The organism is Methylobacterium sp. Leaf94, from assembly GCF_001426045.1.
In the GTDB taxonomy this organism is placed as follows: Bacteria; Pseudomonadota; Alphaproteobacteria; order Rhizobiales; family Beijerinckiaceae; genus Methylobacterium.
In genome coordinates, this window is sequence record NZ_LMRM01000002.1 from 41386 (window position 1) to 63956 (window position 22571).

The 22571-nt window shown below is 68.7% G+C and carries 15 protein-coding genes and 2 pseudogenes; 10 read left to right on the forward strand and 7 right to left on the reverse strand.

All coding sequences use genetic code 11. The features are described from left to right. Positions 1-480 precede the first annotated feature (480 nt). The 3 genes from ASG63_RS01975 to ASG63_RS26975 all read left to right on the forward strand — a co-directional run bounded on the left by ASG63_RS01975 (position 481) and on the right by ASG63_RS26975 (position 4755). On the forward strand, positions 481-1857 hold the full coding sequence (locus tag ASG63_RS01975; RefSeq protein ID WP_056211569.1) for a PepSY-associated TM helix domain-containing protein: 1377 nt from the start codon (positions 481-483) through the stop codon (positions 1855-1857). A 493-nt stretch (positions 1858-2350) separates the two neighbouring features. After that, a complete protein-coding gene (locus tag ASG63_RS26970; protein WP_443189762.1) occupies positions 2351-3220 on the forward strand; it encodes a TonB-dependent receptor plug domain-containing protein in 870 nt (289 codons plus the stop codon). Positions 3221-3222: 2 nt separating this feature from the next. Next, entirely contained in the window at positions 3223-4755 is a 1533-nt protein-coding gene (locus ASG63_RS26975; RefSeq protein WP_443189763.1) for a TonB-dependent receptor domain-containing protein, read from the forward strand. Positions 4756-5284: 529 nt separating this feature from the next. Here ASG63_RS26975 and ASG63_RS01985 read toward each other — a convergent pair. The 3 genes from ASG63_RS01985 to ASG63_RS01995 all read right to left on the reverse strand — a co-directional run bounded on the left by ASG63_RS01985 (position 5285) and on the right by ASG63_RS01995 (position 10149). Beyond that, entirely contained in the window at positions 5285-6934 is a 1650-nt protein-coding gene (locus tag ASG63_RS01985; protein WP_056211570.1) for a TadG family pilus assembly protein, read from the reverse strand. Continuing rightward, complete coding sequence (locus ASG63_RS01990) at positions 6931-7377, reverse strand: TadE/TadG family type IV pilus assembly protein (RefSeq protein WP_056211573.1); 447 nt, start codon at positions 7375-7377, stop codon at positions 6931-6933. The genes ASG63_RS01985 and ASG63_RS01990 overlap by 4 nt, the downstream gene beginning before the upstream one ends. 819 nt (positions 7378-8196) lie before the next feature. Continuing rightward, entirely contained in the window at positions 8197-10149 is a 1953-nt protein-coding gene (locus ASG63_RS01995; protein ID WP_162248633.1) for an ATP-binding response regulator, read from the reverse strand. An 850-nt stretch (positions 10150-10999) separates the two neighbouring features. Here ASG63_RS01995 and ASG63_RS02000 point away from each other — a divergent pair. Then, positions 11000-12779: pseudogene (locus ASG63_RS02000) on the forward strand (methyl-accepting chemotaxis protein). A 63-nt stretch (positions 12780-12842) separates the two neighbouring features. Here ASG63_RS02000 and ASG63_RS02005 read toward each other — a convergent pair. Both ASG63_RS02005 and ASG63_RS02010 read right to left on the reverse strand, forming a co-directional pair. After that, positions 12843-13121, reverse strand: coding sequence for a hypothetical protein (locus ASG63_RS02005; RefSeq protein WP_056211577.1), 279 nt, complete (start codon positions 13119-13121; stop codon positions 12843-12845). 194 nt (positions 13122-13315) lie between these two features. Then, positions 13316-14335, reverse strand: a complete 1020-nt coding sequence (locus ASG63_RS02010; protein WP_056211579.1) for a gamma carbonic anhydrase family protein — start codon at positions 14333-14335, stop codon at positions 13316-13318. 240 nt (positions 14336-14575) lie between these two features. Between ASG63_RS02010 and ASG63_RS02015 the strand changes: the two genes are divergently transcribed. Then, the gene (locus ASG63_RS02015) at positions 14576-15052 is read left to right on the forward strand and encodes a molybdenum cofactor biosynthesis protein MoaE (protein WP_056211581.1); all 477 of its coding nucleotides are present in this window, start codon (positions 14576-14578) and stop codon (positions 15050-15052) included. Between the two features lie 165 nt (positions 15053-15217). Continuing rightward, positions 15218-16474 (forward strand): AI-2E family transporter, encoded by a 1257-nt coding sequence (locus ASG63_RS02020; RefSeq protein WP_056211582.1) that lies wholly within the window; start codon positions 15218-15220, stop codon positions 16472-16474. Positions 16475-16543: 69 nt separating this feature from the next. Here the strand turns inward: ASG63_RS02020 and ASG63_RS02025 are convergent, their stop codons facing one another. Together ASG63_RS02025 and ASG63_RS02030 are read right to left on the reverse strand one after the other, a co-directional pair. Next, the gene (locus tag ASG63_RS02025) at positions 16544-17485 is read right to left on the reverse strand and encodes a site-specific tyrosine recombinase XerD (RefSeq protein WP_056211801.1); all 942 of its coding nucleotides are present in this window, start codon (positions 17483-17485) and stop codon (positions 16544-16546) included. Between the two features lie 83 nt (positions 17486-17568). Next, positions 17569-17721: a hypothetical protein gene (locus tag ASG63_RS02030; RefSeq protein ID WP_055946764.1), complete on the reverse strand. Its 153-nt coding sequence runs from the start codon at positions 17719-17721 to the stop codon at positions 17569-17571. A 226-nt stretch (positions 17722-17947) separates the two neighbouring features. Between ASG63_RS02030 and ASG63_RS02035 the strand changes: the two genes are divergently transcribed. From ASG63_RS02035 to ASG63_RS26925, 4 genes and pseudogenes are all read left to right on the forward strand, one after another. Beyond that, positions 17948-18601, forward strand: coding sequence for a shikimate kinase (locus tag ASG63_RS02035; RefSeq protein ID WP_443189764.1), 654 nt, complete (start codon positions 17948-17950; stop codon positions 18599-18601). Further along, positions 18598-19716 carry a 3-dehydroquinate synthase gene (gene aroB, locus ASG63_RS02040; RefSeq protein WP_056211584.1) on the forward strand — a complete coding sequence of 373 codons (1119 nt, stop codon included), beginning with the start codon at positions 18598-18600 and terminating at the stop codon, positions 19714-19716. The genes ASG63_RS02035 and aroB overlap by 4 nt, the downstream gene beginning before the upstream one ends. Next, positions 19713-19871 (forward strand): hypothetical protein, encoded by a 159-nt coding sequence (locus tag ASG63_RS24880; RefSeq protein ID WP_156394042.1) that lies wholly within the window; start codon positions 19713-19715, stop codon positions 19869-19871. Before aroB ends, ASG63_RS24880 begins: the two co-directional genes overlap by 4 nt. A 57-nt stretch (positions 19872-19928) precedes the next feature. Continuing rightward, positions 19929-22564, forward strand: a pseudogene (locus ASG63_RS26925) (PAS domain S-box protein). Positions 22565-22571 lie beyond the last annotated feature (7 nt).

Sequence of the window (22571 nt, forward strand, 5' to 3'; positions counted from 1 at the left end):
ACATGCCGGGTGAAAGTCTGTGAGATGACTTTGCCATGTTGACGAAGCGTGGAACCACGGCTTACGCGGCTGTCATGCGTGCTTGGCGGCCAGATTGGGGATTCTGCCGTGCGGTCATCGCCCTGACCGTCCTCTACGCGCTTTGCCTGCAGGCGTTGCTGGGCTCCATGGCGCCCGTGCCCCAGCTGAGCTTGAACACCATCATCTGTGCCGAACACGCCGGAACGGACGCTCCGGCGGACGCGGCACTGCCCTGTCGGCATTCGTGCTGCACCCTGGTGCAAGCCGTCATGGTGCCCGTTCTGGTCCTCGCCTTCATCGCTGTGCGCTGGTCGCCCGGTGATGCGGTGCTCCGCGCCTGGCGGACCGGAGACCCGGGAACCGCACGGGCGCCGCCCGATCAATCCGTCAGTCCCCGAGGTCCGCCGACCGCCTGATCGATCCGTTTGTCCCAGATCGCTCCGTGCCGGACCCCCAACCATGTCTCAGTCCCTCCAGGGTGACGCGACGGCCTTCCGCGCCGTCGTTTCTGCCCGCCCGATGCAGGATGCCGTCTATCGCGCCGTCTGGCGCTGGCACTTCTACGCCGGCCTGCTCTGCCTGCCCGTCCTGATCCTGCTCTCGGTCACCGGCTCGCTCTACCTGTTCAAGGACGAGGTCAACGCGACCCTGTTCGCGTACCGGACAAGGGTCGCCGTGCAGGCGAGCCCGCCCGTGGGTGTGGACGTCCTGCTGTTCAACGCCTCCGAGGCCGTGCCGACCGCCGTACCGGTCTCGTTGACCGTGCCCGCCGATCCGTCCGCCTCCGCGGTCGTGACGATGGCCGAGGGATCCCGCAGGATCCTGGTCTATCTCAACCCATACGACGGCTCGGTGCTGGACCGGGTCGCCCGGGACGACGAGTTCATGATGGTGGTGCGAGGCCTGCACAGCCTCGCCTACTTCGGACTGGTGGCCAACGGACTCATCGAGGTCGTGGCCGGGTTCACGATCATCCTGGTTCTGACGGGCTTCTATCTCTGGTGGCCGCGCCAGCAGGGCGGCGGGGTCGTGCGCCTCCGCGGCACGCCGCGCAGGCGCGTGTGGTGGCGCGACCTGCACGCCGTCACCGGTCTGGTCGCCGGGGCCGGAATCTTCTTCCTCGCCCTGACCGGGCTGCCCTGGTCGGCCTGGTGGGGCCAGCACCTGCGCAACTGGTCCAACGCGGCCGGCGTCGGGCAGCCCAGCGCCCTCTGGGCCAACAAGCCCGTGTCGACCGTGCCCATGCGGGAGATGCTCACTACCACCGGATGGGCCATGGAGGACGCTCCGCTTCCGACCTCGCAGCCGGCCGCCACCCCCACCATCGGGCTCGCGCGCGCCGTCGACATCCTGCGAGCCCTCGGGATGCCGCGCGGCTTCGAGGTCTCCCTGCCGTCGGGGGAGACCGGCGTCTACGCCGCGGCCGCCTACCCGAAGGACGTGACGGGGCAGCGGATGATCTCCCTCGACCAGTACACCGGCACGCCGCTGGTCGACGTCCGGTTCGCGGACCTTGGCGGGGTCGCCCGCGCCATCCAGTACGGCATCGGCCTCCACAAGGGCGAGCACTGGGGTCGAGCCAATCAGTTCGCGATGCTGGCCTTCTGCCTGGCGACCATCCTGCTCGCCGTGACCGCCGCGACGATGTGGTGGAAGCGGCGCCCCGCCGGTCGCCTCGGCGTACCACCGTGGCCACGCGACCGGCGTGTCGCGGCCGGCGTGACCCTGATCGTCCTCGTCCTCGGGGCCCTGTTCCCCCTGACCGGGCTCGTCATCCTCGGCATGCTGCTGCTCGACCTCGGCCTGCAGGCGCTGCGAACCCAGGCGAGGACCTGAGGCAGCCGAAACGGGCGGCGTTCCCGTGCACCCCATCCTTCCCCTGCTGATCGGCCGCCGCGGCATCCTCGGCGTCGTCCTGATCGCGCTCGCGCTCTGGACACAGGTGCTCGCGCCGGCGGCGGCCCTGCGCATGCTCGCGGCGATGTCCGATCCGCTGCGCAATCCCATTCTCTGCGGCCCTGCGGTCGATGGGGGCGAGGAGGTCCGTTCGAACGTGGGGGTGCCCGCCCCGGCACACCCGGGATGCGCCCTGTGCCAGTTGTGCTGTGCAGGGGTCGCCCTCCCCACGCTGCCATCGGGCCCGGCCGCCATACGGAGCGTGCACTGGCATCCGGTATCGTGGCCGATCCCCCCTCCCACACGCGCACGGCCTCCGTCCCGTTGCCTGGGGCAGCCCCGGGCTCCGCCTTACCTCGTCTGATCGCCGAACCACCCTTCCTCATCGCAGCGTGCCTGCGCAGCGTCCTCCCCGATCCGTCGAGCTTTCCCCATGTTCCCGTACCCAAGCGCCCGCCGGCCCATGCGCGCCCTGGCGATCCTTCTCGGCGCAAGCCCGCTCGCGATCGCGATGGCGCAGGCCCAGACCGCCGGTCAGGTCGTGACCCTGGAAGAGCTCTCCGTCGAGGGCCAGGGCGGTGGCGCCGGACAGGGGCGGGGTCGGACTGCCCTCTCGCCCGCCGCCGCCGCCGCCGCACCGACACCCATCGACCGCCCCGTCGGCGAGGTCGTCACCAGCCTCGGGCGAGACGGCATCATCGAGAACCGTCCGGCCACCAGCATCGGGTCGGTTCTGGCCAACAGCCCCGGCGTGACCGTGCGCCAGGGCAATGGCGGGCGCGACGTGGTGATCTCCATCCGGGGTAACAATGCCCGCTCCACCGGCGTGATCAAGAATACGGTCGTGCTGGAGGACGGCTTCATCCTGACCCAGCCGGACGGCGCCTCACGCTTCGACCTCGTCGATCCGCGCGCCTACAGCCGCATCGACGTGTTCCGCGGTCCGCAATCAGCGCTCTTCGGCAACTACGCCACCGGCGGCGCGCTCGCCTTCCGCACCCGGACGGGCCGCGAGATCGACGGCTTCGAGATCTCTTCGGCAACTACGCCACCGGCGGCGCGCTCGCCTTCCGCACCCGGACGGGCCGCGAGATCGACGGCTTCGAGATCGGCACCGATGCGGGCAGCTTCGGCTACCTCAGCAATTACTTCACGGTCGGCGGCGTCAGCGGCCCCGTCGAGATCAGCCTGTTCGCGAGCGATGTCCGTGCCAACGGCTACCAGGATCACGGTTCCTACGACACGCAGACGGTCAACCTGCTGGCCAGCTACACGCCGACGCCGGACAACCGCTTCACCCTGAAGGTGATCAACAACACGCTCAGTGCGAATCTGCCGGCCCGGTCCTCCCTGAACCAGTATCAGATCAATCCCTACCAGCGCGGTTGCGGCACGGCGGCGCTGGCGGCGCCGGGGTGTACCCTGACGAACCTGTTCGCCAACGGGGCCTTCGGCCGGACGGTGGGCGTCACCGCCGATGAGGCAGGGTTCGGGCGCGACGACCGGCGCACCATCGTCGCCCTGCGCTGGGAGCACGACCTCGACGCGCAGACGACCTGGCGCACCCAGCTCGGCTTCGACGAGCGCAACTTCAACCAGCCCTTCTATACGACCTCCTCGCGCGGCTCCTATCCATCCTGGAACTTCCTCACGGACCTGACCCGGCGCTACGATCTGTTCGGGCTGCCCGCGGTGGGCTACGTGGCGCTGGCCTACAACACCATCGACAACCACATCACGACCTTCAATCGCGCGCCCGGCGGTGGTCCGCTGCTCGGCGCGCTCATCGGGAACCAAGAGGCCGTCCAATCCAACCTCGGCGGGCGGGCCCGTACCGAGGTGGCGCTCTCCGACCAATGGACCGGCGTCGTCGGCGTCAGCGCGGAGAACACCGCGATCACGGGACGCAACGTCGCCTACGCCTATTCGGCCTCAGGCGTGACCACGACCGTCGCCGATGCCAACCGCAGCTTCCTTAACGTCGCGCCCGAACTCGCCCTGGTCTATCGGCCGACCCCGGAATGGGCGGTTCGGGGCCGGGTCGCGACCGGCTACACGACCCCGGCCGCGAGCAATCTCTTCATCACCGCAGCCGGCCTCCCCGGCAACAACATCCAACTTCGCACGCAGGAAAACCTCGGCTTCGACCTTGGCGTCGACTGGAGCCCGAGCGAGACCCTGCGCCTCAGCGTGACCGGCTTCTACGAGTTCTTCCGGAACGAGCTCGTGTCGCAATCTCCCGGCGCCGGCCTGATGAGCTACACCTTCAACGCGCCGGCCTCCGAGCATCGCGGCATCGAAGTGGCGGCCGATTGGGCGTTCGCACCCGGGTGGCGCGCGGTCGCCGCCTACACGTTCGACGACCAGATCTACACGCGCTACGTCGAACGGCTGAGCGCCGGTTCTCTCAGCCGCCAATTCGACCGCTCCGGCAAAACGATCCCCGGTGTCCCGGCCAACCAATTGCTCGCCCGCATCGGATACGATGTCCCGGCCGGACCGCTCGCCGGCCTCGGAGCGTTCGTCGAGACCGTGTTCCAAGACGACTTCTTCATCGACAACGCCAACCAACTCAGGGCGCCGGGCTATACGATCGTCAACGCCAACATCCATTACGCCACGGAGCTCACGAGCGGCTATGCCAAGCGCTTCACCGCCTATGCCGAGGTGCGCAACGTCTTCGATACCGTCTACGTCGCTTCGGCACAGAACCTCGCGAATTCCATCAGCGCGACCACGGGCCTACAGAACGGTGCGAGCGTCCTCGCAGGAACCACGGGGTCAGTGTTCGCCGGAGCGCCCCGTACCATCATCGCGGGAATGAAGCTGGCGTTCTGACCGCCCGGCATCGGATGATCCGCAGGTTCGGCAACGTTCTCCCATCGAGGAAGGGAGCCGAGCAGGCCTGTCCGCAAACGCGTCCTCCGCCTTGACCATCGTGATCGTGGCGTCGAACGCTGCGCTTGCCCCCTGATTCATAGGACCAGCATCCTCACTATCGGACATGCCTGGACCCGTACGACGCCGAATGGGGCAAGCGTCGGCGGCGGCGATCCGACCGTTGCGAACACCGGTCCGGACGCGGACGAGTGGGTGGATCACCCGTGGGGGCAGGATGAGGTCCACGAGTCGCCCGCTCTTTCAGACGCGAAGTATGATGCCGCGGCTTCAGCAAGTCCCCTGGGACGCTCGATAGCACCAAGGCTATCGCTGGCGCGCACAGCTCCCCGAATTTCGGCCGCAAAAATCTCTGCACTGAATTCGAGCGAACGATCACGAAGATCCGCCGAGACTCTGTATGTCTCCAACAGGTCGTAATCCATGATCTTTTGCGTCAGGTTTTTACAGCCCAAGACGAGCGGGACACTCACTGGACGAGCACGGCCTGGTCGCAGCGTGTGCCTTCCACGGTGAGGTCGGCGTAGCCCAGGCGGATGCCGAGGACCCGGAGCGTGTTGTCCAAGACCTTGTCCAGCGCGGGCGTCACCGCCGCGAGACCCGTGGCGACCGTGCTCTTGATCACCCCGGGCGCCAGGACGCCGAGACCGTTCACCTGAAGGTCGAGATCGTTGATCAGACGGCCGGTGAGGGATTGGAAGGACCCGCCTGAGGACACTGTCCGCACGGTGTGGCGGGTGATGTCGTCGTCACTGAACGTTACGAGCTGCGTGTAGGCATTTCCGACCGTGACGCGGCTCTGGCCGGTCACCGTCAGGGCGGGAGCGACCCGCAGGAGCGTCGCCGGCTGATTGAGGTCGGGCACGCGCGCATTGGGGTCGAGGAGCGCCTTGGGGATGTCGGCCACCGCGAGGTCTGCGACGCCGGTCTGGGCTTCCAGGACGACCTGTCGGCTCTGCCGGTCCGACCAGGGGCAGGTCACCGAGCGCAGCCGCCCCTGCGCCTTGGCGACCTGCACGTAGAGAGGCAGTTGGAGGAGGCCGAGATTGAGCGGCAGGGCCAGGCTGGCCTCGATGAGGAGGCGGGTCTGCGCCGTCTGCACCGTGGCCTTCGAACTGCCGGGCTGGACGTAGCCGGAGCTCTGGCGCTTCTCGCCGATCCCCAGCGTGACCTGGGTCCGCAGCAAGCCCGGTATGCTCGCGCCGAGATCCGCGGAGACCTGGCGATCGCCGTTCGCCACCAGGATGGCGGCCGAAAGGGTATCCATCAGGCCGATCGATGGACCCTTGACCCCTGTACTCGGCGCGAGGTTCGCGGCATCTCCGAGATCGATGATTCGCCCGAGGCGGACGGATCCGCCGGCACCTCGAACGACGTTGTTCAACTGCCCGAGGGCGGCTGTTGCCGCAGCGTTGCCTGCGGTCGTGGCCGCGACCGACTGGAGCGCCGAGAGCACCTGTCCCAGCGTCGCGTTCGCGGCGACGACGTCGTTGTAGTTGTCGACTTTGAGATTGAGGCCGGGCTGGAGGGTATCGAGCACGCGGAAGCCGTCGACCTGGGCCGCCGCCAGCGCCTCGTAATCCCCGACCGACAGGTTGAGCGGCTTCCCCAGCAACGCGCCGAGAACGCCGTTGAGCACCCCGGCATCCAGACGAAGCAGCCCGGAGCCGATGCTGAAGGAGGCGAACCGCGCCGAAGCGGCGGTCCCACGCACATCGATCTGCACGTCGCGCTTGAAGCCGAGAGCCGGAGCGAAGAAGGTCGGCGTCTGCGTCCGAAGATCGACCCGGACGGCACTGGGCGAGGCGGCGTTGGCGACGAAGCGATCCGCCACTGGAACCTTGGAATCGCCCACATACACACCCGGCTGGACCGTGATCACCGCAGCGGCCCCGAAGCCATTGTCGGCGAGCGATTGGCGCGCCAGCAGGTCGGCCCGCTGCGGATCGGAGGCCGCCAGGGTGGCGGCCAGGTCGACCGCCCCTTGCGCCTTGCGCCGGGCGACGACCATGGAGCCGTAATCCACCCCAACGGCCGTCGCCGCGAGGAGTGTGGTGAAGGCCAGCGCGGTGAAGACCGCGACAGCCCCACGCGCGTCGGGCGCGAAACGGCCGATCACAGGCCGCCCCGGCGCACGCTGACCGTGCTCTGGATGAGGTCTGGCGGGAGTGGGATCAAGCCGGAGAGCCCCGAGAACCCGAGCGACTTCGCATCGAACGTCAGGGTCACGGTGAAGAGGGAAGCATCCTGGGGGTTCGGGCCAACCGTCACCATCACGGTGCCGGGCTTGAACATGGCCCCCTCCGTCAGGGCCGCCGCCACTCTCTGCCGGGCGAGAGCGGCGCGCTCCTGATCGCTCACGCCGGCGATCGAAGCCCGGGCCGCCTCCGACGCGATATGCTTCAGGTTGTGCGAGGCCCCGAGATAGATCCCGAATGCCACGATACCCGCAAAGAGCGCCAAGAGGGCGGGAACGACCAGGGCGAATTCAACAGCAGCGCTTCCTGCCTGAGCACGCAAAGCACGCCCAATCCACGCCTGGAAATTGTATTCAAAACGCATGAGAAGGCATCCGTCATGCACAGCGGTTATTGATCGATGTTATGTTTTCACGGATTTCCTAACGAGACCTTTATATGACGACATCCGAGGATCCGGATACGTCAAGATAAAACCAATAATATTGATCAATACAAGATAGTAAAATACAGGCACTATACGAAAATGTCAGGTCCGCCGTAGCGTGATTCAGTCCTGCAATTTCTGGTTTAAGTGACGCTAGCCCTCGAATGAGGAAAACAAAGCAATTTTAAGTCGTCCAGCCTCCGGCAGTCTGCCGCTGCCAAATGCGACAGCGCGTCCTCGATCCCGGTGGGGCAGGGCGCTTCATCAGCGTCACAATCGACGCGGACGATATCCTCGGGCAGGTTCTGCCCCCCGCCTCGTCCTGGCCGCCGGGCACCGAATCAGGACACGGCGTACACCGCCACGAAGAACCTCACGGCCCTCTACGAACGCAGTCGCAGGAGCCACGCTCAGTCCGAGCATCAGCGTCGGCGCTGGTATGCCTGAGCTAAGCATTGGCCCAGGCTCGCCACGGGAGGCCGCCGACTGTGCGAGCTTCGATGGCAAGCCCAGAGACGAGTGCCTCCGCCAAGAGATCGTCTAACCGCTGAAGGCGGCGCAGATCCTCATCGGGGTCCGGCAGAGCGCCTCCAACCACCTCCAGCCGCACGCCTCCTTGGGTAACCGCCCACCCGCGCCCGGCACCGTCCCGGATCTCGCTTTCCGGCGGCCTATGGCCGCCGTCATTCTAACCTCGCGGTTCCGGCTCGCAGAACCAAAGCTCCAAAGCGGACGCCGAGCCGGCTCCAACCCTTCTCAGGTTCTGAGACCGATCAGCCTTTCGGCCAAACTTGCCGAGGCGAAGTCGCCGCGATTGAGGATCTGACTCGCGCCGCGAAGCTTGCTCCGGTCATCCGCCGAGAATTCTCGCCCTGTCAGGACGATCACCGGGATATCCGAGCAGCCGGGAATGGCGCGAACGCCTTGCAGGAAGCCGAAGCCGTCCATGATCGGCATGTTCAGGTCGACGATCACGACGTCCGGCCTGGTCTCCGTCGCCTGCTGCAGGCCCTCCTTACCATTCGAGGCCTCCAAGACCGACCAGCCTTCGTCCTCCAAGCTGGCGCGCATCGCCAGGCGCGTGACGGCCTCGTCCTCGACCAGAAGCACGGTGCCGCGCCGGTCCGGCTCCGCCAGCCTGAACTGGTTCACGATCTTGCCGAACCGCGTCCAGTCGACCGGCTTCAGCATGTAGTCCGAAGCGCCGAGGGAGGCCGCGAGATTGCGCTGGTCGACGGACGTCACCATCACGACCGGGATCTGCGCCAGCATTTCGTCCGCCTTGATCTGGCTCAGCACCGACCAACCGTCCACGCCCGGCATCATCACGTCCAACAGGATGGCCCGTGGCCGCAACCGTCGGGCGATCTCGAGCCCGCTCCTGCCGTTCGTGGCCGTCTGGACCTTAAATCCCTCGCGATGCAGGAACCGCGTGGTGAGGGCGAGCTGGTCGCTATCGTCGTCGATGACGAGGATGACATCGCCTTCCGCCACGTCGGCGGCGATGACGTCCGGATCGGGCAAGGCTTGCGCGTCGACCGGAGGAACGAACGTCGCCGGCACGGTGAAGGTAAAGGTGCTGCCTCGGCCTGGGACGCTGGACACCGTGATGGTTCCCGCGAGCATGTCGGCGAAGGCACGGGTCAGCGAGAGGCCAAGCCCGGTCCCCCCGAAGTTGCGCGTCGTGGACGCATCGGCTTGCTCGAAACGCCGGAATAGGCGCGACACCTGTTCGGCCGTCATCCCGATCCCGGAATCCGAGACCGAGAACGAAAGCCGGTCGACCCCCGAGGCGTCGGTCATGCGGGAGGCCGCCAGGGTGATGGTCCCGCTTTCCGTGAACTTGGCCGCGTTGCTCAGAAAGTTGAAGAGCACCTGCCGGGTCTTGGTCAGGTCGGAATGCATTCGGCCCAGCCCAGGCGCGAGCTTCGTCTCCAGGGCGTTGCCCTTCTTGTTGACCAGCGTCGCGACCGAACCCGCAACGTCGCGCAGCATGTCCCCCACCGCGAAATCCTCGGCGTAGACCTCCATCTTGCCGCTCTCGACCTTGGAGAGGTCCAGCACGTCGTTGATGAGCCCAAGCAGGTGACGGGCGTTGCGCTCGACCTTGCCGATATCCGCCACGAGGTCCGACGCCGCGCAGCCATCGGAGATCTCCTCTCCCATCATCTCGCTGTAGCCGATGATGGCGGACAGAGGGGTGCGGAGTTCATGGCTCATGTTCGCCAGGAAATCGCTCTTCGCCGTGTTGGCCAGCTCGGCCGCCTCCTTGGCGGCTTCTGCGGCGGCATTGGCGCTGGTCAACGCCGCCTCTCTGTCGACGAGAACGTGGTTCGCAGTGTTGAGCCGCTCCAGCGTGGCTTCGTTCTGCGCCACGGACCGTCGCAGGGCATGGCAGATCCACACCATGGTCGCGCCGACCAGGAGGTATTGCCCCAGCAGGGCGACATCCACGCCTCCGAGGACTCCATCCCGCGTGTAGAACCACGTCGCAATCAGGGTCGATAAGAACAGTGCCAGCGCTCCTGCGCGCCAGCCGAAAGCCAAGCTCACGACCAGGAGGACCGGAATGTATAGAAGGAAAGGGGCGACATAGGCTGGAGCCAGGAACCGAATGAATGTCATGGCGCCCACCAGCAGCAGCGTGACACCGTAGTCGGTGATTGTTGATGGACGTCGGAGGGCGACCGTCCCGATCAGTGTGTTCAAGCTGCTCATGGGGTGTGAGTGTCACGACCGGGGTCCTTTGGAAAGCGACCGGTTCCCGCCCCTGCCCAGCCCGAATGAAGACATGGGTCCCATCGGCCGCGTTGTCGCCGATCCGGTGGTTTCTCGTGCAAGCATTGCAATGCCGTTGGAAGGGTTTCGGGCGAGCAATCCTAGACTTGGGGAGCGGGCGCCGCGTCGCCCTTTGGGGATATCCTTAGATTTTACAGATCATGCTTGTCTGCGTTTAATTATTTTCAATTAACTATTCCAGTGCATGGTTGGGGTGGTTCTTAGTCAGATGGATATGTGGTCCTGCAACCAGTCCCGTGCGGGCGTTCCGGCACGGGCGGAACTGAAAATATTCGGTCTTTGTGGAACGCTGAATCGGTTGTTTCCGGTGGATTTACACGACATCTTGCCCAACAGATTGAGAGTGGCGGTCATGGCTCTCCATGAGAAGGGTCGCGCCATCGAAACGAATTGATACACTTTGGAGATCTCGTCGGAAAAATATGACGGACTATAATCGAATATGAATTTATTGAAAATATAAAGTTATGAATAATTGCCATTACATGGTTCGCAGCAATTTTATTTGTTATAGGCAATGGGCTAGAGCTCTTACGCTTTCACGTTGCGGTGCCTATCCCGATGCGCTGCGGTGTCCTCAGGCGGCCGCCGGACTCAGACGAAAGCAAGATCGGCCAGCGAGAGTGCGCCTTCCCGCGTGTCGAGGCTGAAGGCGCTGGCTGGTATTTGGGACACCAGAGAGTATCCGCTTAACACTTTCCCGTGATGCTGCGCTGCCACTGCATCGGACTTCTCCGCTCGGTAGCGTCGGGAACTCATCGTGTCTGTCAGAAACCTGTCTATCCGCGCCAAGCTGATCGCCGCTTTCTCGCTGCTGACACTGCTTGCTGTCGGGTTAGGATTGCTGGGGGTGATTGGCACGCACCGCATGCGGCAGCAGGCGCTCAACATCGAAACCAACTGGCTGCCGAGCATGCGCCTCCTCGGCGAGATTGATACGCTCACTGCACGGACCAGCGCTCTCGTCCTGCGTCACACGCAAGCCGTCGACCCGGCACTCGTCGCAAGCATCGAGACCGACATGGAGCGCTTTGGCAAAAAGCTCGACGAGAAGAAGTCCGCCTTCGAGCCGATGATCGACACGTCTGACGAGCGTGCGCTCTACGAAACGTTCACGCGTGAAGCCCGGAATTTCGAGAGCGTGCGCCAGTCCATTCTTCAGCTTTCGCGTGCCGGTCAGAAGGCTCAGGCCTACGCGCTCTATGAAAGTCAGGGCATCATCCCCCGCCGTGCAGCCTCCGCAGCCCTCGACAAGCTCATTGCCATGAACAACGAGGGCGCCAGTGCAGCTCAGGCCGAGAGCAAGACCGTCTTCGAGACGACCCATACCTGGGGGCTCATTGCCATAGCACTGTGTCTCCTCATCTCCACCGTCTCTGCAACGCTCATCATCCACGGCGTCACGCACGGCATTCGCGCCGTGGTCCGGCCCATGCAGGCGCTGGCGGGCGGCGACCTCTCCGTGACCATCCCGCACCAGGGCGCCCGGACCGAGATCGGCACCATCGCGGACGCCGTCCAGGTGTTCAAGGACGGTCTGATCAGAATGCGGGCCCTGGAGGAGGACACGGTCCAGGCGCGGGCGGGGGCGGAGGCGCAGCGCCAGGCAGCGATGCGGGCGATGGCCGACAGCTTCGAAGGGGCGGTGGGCGGCATCMTCGGCATGGTGACGAGTTCGGCCACCGAGCTGCAGGCCACCGCCCAGAGCACCGCCACCCAGACCGCCAACCAGACGACCAGTGTCGCTGCCGCGGCGGAAGAAGCCGCTTCCAACGTCAACACCGTGGCGGCCGCGGCCGAGGARCTCGGCTCCTCGGTGCAGGAGATCGGCCGCCAGGTCGGCAGCTCGGCCGCCATGGCCCAGACCGCCGTGGCCGAGGCCGCTCAGACCGCCACCTTCGTGCAGACCCTGAACACGGCCGTGGCGCGCATCGGCGACGTGGTCACGATGATCACCTCGATCGCCGGGCAGACCAACCTGCTGGCGCTGAACGCCACCATCGAGGCGGCGCGGGCCGGCGAGGCGGGCCGAGGCTTCGCGGTGGTGGCCGCCGAGGTCAAGGAGCTGGCCAACCAGACGGCGCGGGCCACGCAGGAGATCGGCGAGCACATCAGCCAGATCCAGGGCTCGACGGGCCAGGCGGTGGCGGCCATCGACGGGATCGCGGCGCGCATCCGCGAGATCAGCGGTGTCGCCACCTCGATCTCGGCGGCGGTGGAGGAGCAGGGGGCGGCCACCCAGGAGATCGTGCATCGACGGGATCGCGGCGCGCATCCGCGAGATCAGCGGTGTCGCCACCTCGATCTCGGCGGCGGTGGAGGAGCAGGGGGCGGCCACCCAGGAGATCGTGCGCAACGTGGCGCAGGCGGCGATGGGCACGGGGGCGGTGACGGCCAACATCGCGGGCGTGGCGGGCGCGGCCGAAGAGACCGGCGCGGCCGCCGCCCAGGTGCTGGGCGCCGCCTCCGAGTTCTCGCGCCAGTCCGAGCACCTCAGCGCCGAGGTCCAGCGCTTCCTGGCCACCGTGCGCGCCGCCTGAGCGGTGCCCACGATCGCCAGGACACGAGAAGGGGCGCGTTCCGGGCCCTTCCCGATTTCAGAGTCAGCGGCTGCCGGCGCCGGACTTCATGCCGGTGCTGCCCGACGCGGTGCCGGCCCCGGTTTCATGGGACCCCATGCCCGAGTGGCCGGTCGAGCCCGTGGTCCCGCCCTTTTCCTGGCCGGGCGCGTAACCCGAGGCACCGGGGGAGCCGTACTGAGACCCGTTCTGCTGCATCTCCTGTCCCGGTGCGTTGTTCGCGGATCCCGGACCACTGCCGGCAGCGAAAGCGATCGTGGTCAGGGCGAACGTGCTGACGAGGGCGAGCGTGACGGCTTTCATGAAGAACTCCTTGCACCACTGCAACTGGGGCCGAACAACGTCGGCTCGGTGCAAGGCGTTCCCAAAAACTTCGATGCGTCCCTGTACCCATTTTCCATGTGATGCAGGGATGAGACCGGTCGCCGATCTTGTCGCTGCGGCCTGAGCAGCGCGGCAATACCTGCCACCGTGCCGATCTTCTCGGCCTGGAGGGGCTACGGCAGCGCCGCTTCCGCCTGCCGATAGGCCACGCCGTGGGCCACATAGCCCTCGACCACCCGGGCCATCATGGCGCGCTTCTCGGCATCGAGGGGCCCGAGGATGCGGGCCGGGCGCCCGCCCCAGAGATGGCCGCCCTCCAGGAGCTGGCCCGGGTCGGTGGTGGCGCCGGCGGCCAGCAGCACGTCGTCGGCGATCACGGTGCCGGGGGCGACGACGCAGCCGATGCCGATGAGGCCGCGCGCGCCGATTCGGCAGTCGGACAGGCGGACATTGTGCCCGACCGTGGTGTCGCGTCCCAGGACGACGCCCTCGCCCCGGGTCCGGATGACCGTGTTGTCCTGGATGTTGGTGTTGGCTCCGACCACGATGGGACCGACCTCGGCGTGGAGGTCGCAGGAGAACAGCACCGTGGAGCCGGCCCCGAGGGCGATCCGGCCGCGCAGGCGCGCGGTGCGGGCGACGTAGACGCTGGGATCGTGTTCCGGCTCATCGGCGGCCGGCGGGGCCGGCAGGTCGCCGGAGGCCTCGCGCAGGCGCTCCGCCTGCTCGGCGATCTCCGGCAGGCTGATCGCCCGCACCGGCTTGGCGGGGCTGCCCGCATAGGCGAAGCCGGCGGCGAGGTGCGCCCGCGGGAAGACGGTGGCCCCCGCCTCGATCAGCACGCCACTCTCCACGCTCGCCCCGTCGAGCACGATGGCGTCGTCCTCGATCACCACGTCCGAGCCGACGGTGCAGGCATGCACCACGGCATTGCGGCCCACCGTCACCCGGTCGCCGATCAGGGTCGGATAGGTGTTGGTGGCGATGTGGACGGTGGAGCGGTGGCCGAGCCAGAAGCGCTCGCCGATGACGATCCGGTCGCCGTCGGCGCGGATCACGCTGTGGTCGCCGAGCCAGGCCTGGGCGCCGAGGGTGGCGTCGCCGATCACCGTGCTCGCGCGGCCGCACCAGACCGGACGGGCCGAGAACACCGGCAGGACGCCGTCATGGGGCAGGATCAGCTCTGGGGTCACAGCGAAAATGTCCTTCGCATCCCGGTGGTGTCGCCGGGCGTTCGGGGGCATAGAGCGCCCGTGCCCGTGAGGGCAGGTTCGCCGGGCCTCGTCAAGGGTGTACCGCCCGAACGCGGTCCGCCCAAGCCCCGGTTCCCGACCCCTGGTTTCGACCGCCTGTTTCCACCTCCCTTCTTCACTCTCCTTGTACCCACCCGCTCTGTTCCCACCCGCCGTTCCGAGACCAGCCCGGGGAAGCCCATGTCCGATGTCAGCATCCAGAGCGCACCCTTCGACGCGAGCGCCGAGATCGCCCGGCTCACCCGCGATCTCGGCGGCAGCGCCGGAGCCATCGTCACCTTCACGGGCCTGTGCCGCGACGAGGGCGGTCGCCTCACGGGACTGGAACTCGAGCACTATCCCGGGATGGCCGAGGCGGAGATCGGCCGGGTGGTCGAGACCGCGCGCGCGCGCTGGCCGCTCCAGGGCGTGTGCGTGATCCACCGCCACGGCCTCGTCGCCCCGGGGGAGGGCATCGTCCTCGTGGTCACCGCGTCCAGCCACCGGATCGCCGCCTTCGAGGCCGCGAGTTTCCTGATGGATTACCTCAAGACGCGGGCCCCGTTCTGGAAGCGCGAGCACCTCGCCGACGGCACCACGGGCGGCTGGGTCGAGGCGACGGAGGCCGACGACCACGCCGCCGCGCGCTGGGATCAGGAAGCCGGCGCCCCGCGCTAGCGGTGCGCGGATGCCGGCCGGTCGCGGCACCAAGCGGCGGAACCCAAGCTGAGCTGGCGACATCCCCCCCCGCAGGATGGGCCGGGCGCAGCGCGGCCGGGCCTGCCCGGAGACCCGTCCGAAATCCGCGTGCCAGACCCGGCATGCCAGGAGCTCACACCGTTCATGGCCATTCCCTTCCTCAGCGAGGAGCCCGCCGGCCCGCGCCCGCGCCGCTGGTCCCTCGCCGTCTCCGGCATCGCCGTCGTGGCCTTCATCGCCGTCCTGGCGCTCGCCTGGATGGCGGCCTCGACACTGCTCCTCGTCTTCGCAGGCATCCTGCTCGGTGTCTTCCTCGACGGCCTGACGCGGCTTCTCGGCAAGGTCCTGCCGGGAAGCCGGGGCCTGCGCCTCAGCCTCGTCAGCCTCGTGCTCGCCGGCCTGACCCTCGCCCTCATCGCCTTCGGGGGCGCCACGATCGTGCAGCAGGGGCGGGACCTCGGCCAGACCGTGGCGTCCCAGGCCGGCACCGTGCGCGACCGGCTGAAGGATTACGGCATCGACGTGCCCGAGATCGCCCCGGGCAAGGGCGGCGAAAACAAGAGCGGTGAAAACAAGGGCGGCGAGAGCAAGGACAGCGAGAGCAAGGCCGTCGCCCCCGGCGGCGGTGATGCGAAATCCGGCGGCGGAGGGGATTCGGGCCCTCAGCGCAACGACGATTCCGTGGCCTCCGGCCAGAAGTCGGGCGGCCTCGCGGGCCTCGCCTCGGGGGCGATGAAGAGCCCCGGCTCGCTGCTGTCGGATGCCGGCAGCGTGCTCGGGCCGGCGGCCACCGTGGTGATCGGCCTGTTCAGCGCGCTGGGCAACGCCCTCGTCATCATCTTCCTCGGCCTCTCGGTGGCGGCGGATCCGGGCGCCTACCGGGACGGACTCGTGCGCTTCGTGCCGCCGGCGCACCGGGACCGCGCCACCGCCCTCCTCGACGGCATGGGCGAGACCTTGCGCCACTGGCTGTTCGGCCAGCTCATCACCATGGCGGTGATCTTCGTCTGTACCTGGGCGGGCCTCGCCTTCCTGGGCATCGGCGGCGCCCTCATCCTCGGCCTCCAGGCCGGGCTGCTCGCCTTCATCCCGACCATCGGACCGCTCATCGCCGGCGTCGTGATCCTGCTGGCCTCCCTGGCCTCGGGAACCACCGCGCTCCTCGGGGCCCTCGGCGTCTACCTGGCGGTGCAGACCCTGGAGAGCTACGTGCTGACGCCCTTCATCCAGAAGCAGGCCCTCGACATCCCCCCGGCCACGATCTTCGCCGGGCAGCTCGTGCTCGGCGTGATCTTCGGCCTCTGGGGCATCGCCCTGGCTCTGCCGCTGATGGCGGTGGCCAAGGTGCTGCTGGCGCAGCTTTATATCGAGGACACCCTGCATGAGGAGGCGGAGGGCTGAGGCGCCCTTCCGGGTCGTCAGCCAGGCCTGGGGGGATGTCCGGCGACGGCCCCGTGCCGCCGCCGGGTCTCACGCGTCCATCAGCGGATGCAGGTCGCGGACCATGCTCTTCAGGCGCTCGTCGAGGACGTGGGTGTAGATCTGCGTCGTCGAGATGTCGGCGTGGCCGAGAAGCTCCTGGACGATGCGCAGGTCCGCGCCGTTCTGCAGGAGGTGGCTCGCGAAGGCGTGGCGCAGCACGTGCGGGCTGACCCGGTCCGCCCGGAGGCCGGCCGCCGCCGCCACCGTCTTCAGATCACGGGCGAACGACTGCCGGGTCAGGTGCCCGCTCTCGCTGTCGGCGGGGAACAGCCAGGGGCCGTCGGCGCGCAGGTGGGCGAGGTGGTCGCGCATGGCGCTCCGGGCGATCTCCGTGAGGGGCACCAGCCGCTCGCGTCCGCCCTTGCCCTTGACCACCAGGTAGCGCTCCTTCGTGGAGGCCGCCGCCCGGGGCAGGGCGACGAGTTCCGAGACGCGCAGGCCCGTCGCGTAGAGGAGCTCGATCAGGCAGAGCAGGCGCGTGCCCCGCGCACGCGCCGCCGCCCCATCACCGGCCGCGCCATCTTCTGTCGTCCCTCGGCCGGTCGCCCCTTGGCGCGCCACCGCCAGCAGCCGGTCGACCTCCGCCACCGTGAGCACCTTGGGCAGGGCCCGGACCCGGCGCGGGCCGCCGATCGGGGCGCTGGGATCGTCCTCGGCCAGGCCCTCGGCGTAGAGGAAGCGGTGGAAGCCCCGGATGCAGGACAGGCGTCGGGCCGCCGAGGCGGCCGAGAGGCCGCGCGTCTCGAGGTCGGCGAGGTAGGCCCGCACGGGAGCCGCCTCCATCGCGACGGGGTCGTGCCCGCCCCGCGCCAGGGCGGAGAGGTAGTCGGCGAGGTCGCGCCGGTAGGCCGCGAGGGTGTTGGCGGCCGCGCCCCGCTCGGCGGCGAGCATATCGAGGTAGTCGCGGATCAGGACGTCGCCCGCGGACATTTCGCCCGCGGGGATCTCGCCCGCAGGCATCTCGGCCGCAGGAATCTTGGCGGCCCGGTTCGGAGGAGGGGTCGGTGCCCGCGTCACCGGTTCGGCGGCTGGAGCTTCGAGGCGGGGATGGTCACGCTCATCTCGCGCGGCGTCGGCACCACGAAGGTCGCCAGCGCGAACATCCCCGCGAAGGCGAGCCCGGCCAGGATGGCGAGGGTGGCGAGGAAACGGAACAGGGTCGGCACTCGGACGAACCTCGATCGTGCGGCGCTGGGAACGTGAGCGCGCCTCGGGGGCCAGACGGCTTCAGGTGCCGGATGTGGCTGACGACAAGCTTGGGGTTGCATCACGGGCCGACGCCGAAGGCAATGACTTCGCGGCCACAGGCGGCGCGGCATTCCGGTGCGCGCGCCGTCCCGGGTGCTTCGCCCCCACCGGAAAACGCGCTAAGACCCGCCCAACGATGTGTAGATGTCCCTGATGACCGAAGTCCCTCCTCAGGGCGGCGTCCCGCCCCCGGGTGAACCGCCGGCCGCCGCCGCCGGCGAGCCGATCGAACTGCGCCTGCGCCGGGCCCTCGGTCACCGGTCGATCGTGCTCGTCGGCCTCATGGGCGCCGGCAAGAGCACCGTCGGCCGGCGCCTGGCCACGCGCCTCGGCCTGATGTTCAAGGACGCCGACAACGAGATCGAGACGGCGGCCAAACTGACGATCCCGGACATCTTCGCGATCTACGGCGAGCCGAGCTTTCGCGATGGCGAGGAGCGGGTCATCGCCCGCCTGATGCGCGAGGGGCCCCTGGTGCTCGCCACCGGCGGCGGCGCCTTCATGCGCGAAACCACCCGCGCCCGCATCGCCGAGGGCGGCGTCTCGATCTGGCTCAAGGCCGAGCTCGACGTGCTGATGCGCCGGGTGCGCAAGCGCGGCGGGCGCCCGCTGCTCCAGACCGAGGACCCGGAGGAGACCCTGCGCCAGCTCATGGCCCAGCGCCATCCGGTCTACGCCACGGCCGACGTGGAGGTGATCTCCCGCGACGTCGCCCACGACCGGGTCGTGCAGGACGTTATGGAAGCACTCGACGCCTACCTGAACCGCCCCTCGCAGACCGGGATCGCAGCCCAGTGACCGACCGCCTCACCGTGGCCGTTCCCCTCGACCAGGGGCGCGCCTACGACATCCTGATCGGACGCGGCCTCCTCGACGAGGCCGGCCGGCACGTGGCCGCCCTCGGGGCGAAGGCGGCGGTGATCGTCTCCGACACCAACGTGGCCGCCCTCTACGGCGCGCGCCTGCAGGACGGCCTCGCGGCGGCGGGCCTGCGCTCGGGCCTCGTGACCGTCGCCCCGGGCGAGGCCTCGAAATCCTATGCCACCTATGCGGCGGTCTGCGACGGGCTCCTCGCCCACAAGGTCGAGCGCAACGACCTCGTGGTGGCCCTCGGCGGCGGCGTCGTCGGCGACCTCGCGGGCTTCGCGGCCGCCACCCTGCGCCGCGGCGTGCGCTTCGTGCAGGCGCCCACGAGCCTCCTTGCCCAGGTCGATTCCTCGGTCGGTGGCAAGACCGGGATCAACTCGCCCCACGGCAAGAATCTCATCGGCGCCTTCCACCAGCCCCGCCTGGTGCTCGCCGACACCGCCACCCTCGACACCCTGTCGGAGCGGGAGATGCGGGCGGGCTACGCCGAGGTGGCCAAGTACGGCCTCATCAACGACGCCGCCTTCTTCGACTGGTGCGAGGCGCACTGGGCCGGCATCTTCGCGGGCGGGCCGGAGCGCGACGAGGCGGTGGCGATCTGCTGCCGCTCCAAGGCCGGCGTGGTGGTGCGCGACGAGCGCGAGGACGGCGAGCGGGCCCTGCTCAACCTCGGCCACACCTTCGCGCACGCCCTGGAGCGCCTGACCGGCTACGAGTCCGCCCGCCTCGTCCACGGCGAGGCTGTGGCGATCGGGCTGGCGCTGGCCTTCCGCTTCTCCGCCCGCCTCGGCCTGTGCCCGGGCCAGGACGCGGGCCGCGTCGCCAACCACCTCGCGCTCGCCGGCCTGCCGACCCAGCTCCAGGCGGTGCCCGGCGGCTGCGGCGACGCCGACGCCCTCGTGGCGGCGATGGCGCAGGACAAGAAGGTCCGCGACGGCGCGCTGACCTTCATCCTGGCGCGCGGCATCGGCCAGAGCTTCATTGCGCCCGGCATCGACGGCGCCGAGGTCCGCGCCTTCCTGAGTGCCGAACTGAGCGCCGCTTGAGCGATCCCGGGACCGAGGACCTGCATCGCCGCATCGCCGCGCTGGAGGCCGAGCTCGCCCGCCTGCGCGGCGCGCCGGCGGCACAGCGCGAGGCGGAGCTGCGCCTCATCACCGACGCGCTGCCGGTGCTCGTGGCCTATCTCGACCGCGACTAAACCCACCGGTTCAACAACCGCGCCTACAAGACCTGGTTCGGGCGCGGCGTCGACACCCTGGTCGGTCGCCCCGCCCGCGAGGTGCTCGGCCCCGAGATCTTCGCGCAGCACCGCTCCGACATGGACCGGGCGCTGGCCGGCGAGACCATCGCCCGCGACGGCGTCCTGCCGGACGGCCACGCTCGCCTCCGAGCCTGCGCCATCCAGTACATCCCGCGCCGGACCGAGGCCGGCGCGGTGGAGGGCTTCTTCGTCCTCGCCATCGACGTCGAGGAGCGCCGCGCCGCCGAGGCCCGGCGGATCGCGGTGGCCGAACTCGGAGACCGCCTGCGCGACCTCGACGACACCGCCGCCATCGCGTACGTGGCCGCGGAAATCCTCGGAACCACCCTCGGCGTCAGCCGGGCCGGCTACGGCACCATCGACGCCGTGGCGGAGACCATCCTGATCGAGCGCGACTGGAACGCCCCCGGCATCCGGAGCCTCGCCGGGACCCTGCACTTTCGCGATTACGGCTCCTACATCGAAGATCTGAAGCGCGGCGAGACCGTGATCTGCAGCGATGCCGACGCCGACTCGCGCACCGCCTCCGGCGCCGAGGCCTTGAAGGCGATCAGCGCGCACTCTTTCGTCAACATGCCGCTGACTGAGCACGGCGGCTTCGTCGCGCTTCTCTATCTGAACCATGCCACCGCCCGGTCCTGGTCGCCCGAAGAGCTTGCCTTCATGCGCAACGTCGCCGAGCGCGTGCGGGCGGCCACCGAGCGCAGCCGCGCGACCTCCGCGCGACGGGCGAGCGACGCGCAGTTCCACGCCTTCGCACAGGCGGTCCCGATCCACGTCTGGGCGGTCTCCGCCACCGGTGCCCTTGATTGGTTCAACGCCGCCTGCGCCGCCTATTGCGGCCCCGCCCTCGACGGGGTCCGCGGCGCGGCCTGGGCCGCCCTCGTCCACCCCGCGGACCGCGCGGCGGTGGAGGCCTGGGAGGCCTGCCTCGAAGACGGCCGGCCCTACGCCGACGAGTTCCGCATCCGCCGCGACGACGACGCCTATCGCTGGTTCCTGGTGCGGGCCGAGCCGATCCGGGCGGCCGACGGCACCATCCTGCGCTGGGTCGGCACCAGCACCGACATCGACGACCAGAAGGTCACGAGCGCCGAACTGGCGCGCCTGAACAGCAGCCTGGAGCGCCAGGTCGAGAGCCGCACCCGCGAGCGCGACCGCATCTGAGAGACCACCACCGACCTGATGGGGACCGCCGGGCTCGACGGCTACCTGAAGACCATCAACCCGGCCTGGGGCCGCACCCTCGGCTGGGACGAGGACGCCCTGCTCGGCCGGCCCTTCGCGGCGTTGATCGATCCGGCCGACCATGCCGAGACGGCCGAGGTTGTCCGCCGTCTCGCGCGGGGCGAGACCGTGACCGGCTTCGTCGACCGCGTCTTCACGAAGGCGGGTGACCGGCGCACGGTGATGTGGACGGCGGCTCCCGACGGAGAGACCTTCACCGTCATCGGACGGGACATCACCGACCAGCGCCGGACCGAGGAGGCCCTGCGCCAGGCGCAGAAGATGGAGGCGGTGGGCCAGCTCACCGGCGGACTGGCCTACGACTTCAACAACCTGCTCACGGGGATCTCCGGCAGCCTCGAACTGCTTCAGGTCGACATGGCGCAGGGACGGATCACACAGACCTCGATCGCTACATCAACGCGGCGCAGGGCGCGGCCAAGCGTGCCGCCGCCCTGACGCACCGCCTCCTCGCCTTCTCGCGCCGGCAGACCCTCGACCCCAGGCCCACCAGCGTGAACGGCCTCATCGCCGGCATGGAGGAGCTGGTGCGCCGCACGGTCGGGCCGGCGGTGACCATCGAGGTGGTCGGCGCAGCCGGTCTCTGGACCGCCCTGGTCGATCCGAACCAGCTCGAGAACGCCCTCCTCAACCTCTGCATCAACGCCCGCGATGACATGCCGGAGGGCGGCCGCATCACCATCGAGACGGCCAACAAGTGGCTTGATCTCCGCGCGGCCCGCGAGCGGGACCTGGAGCCGGGGCAATTCCTCTCCCTGTGCGTCACCGATACCGGCACCGGCATGACGCCGGAGGTGATCGCCCGCGCCTTCGATCCGTTCTTCACGACGAAGCCCCTGGGCGAGGGGACCGGCCTCGGCCTGTCGATGATCTACGGCTTCGCCCGTCAGTCGGGCGGCCAGGTGCGGATCTATTCGGAGGTCGGCCAGGGCACGACGGTATGCCTCTACCTGCCCCGCCACTACGGGGAGGCCGACCTCGGCAACGCACCCCGGGCCGAGCAGGGCCAGACCGTTCTCATCGTCGACGACGAGCCCACCGTGCGGATGCTCGTGACCGAGGTGCTGGAGGATCTCGGCTACACCGCCATCGAGGCGGCGGACGGGGCGGCGGGCCTCAAGGTGCTCGAATCGGACGTGCGGCTCGACCTCCTGGTGACGGATGTCGGCCTGCCCGGCGGCATGAACGGCCGCCAGATGGCCGATGCAGGCCGGGTCGTACGCCCTGGCCTGAAGGTGCTGTTCATCACCGGCTACGCCGAGAACGCCGTGCTGGGCAACGGATACCTCGCGCCCGGCATGCAGGTGCTGACCAAGCCCTTCGTGATGGAGTCGCTCGCCGGACGCATCAAGGAACTCATCGCCGGGACCGACGGGGCGTGAACGGCCC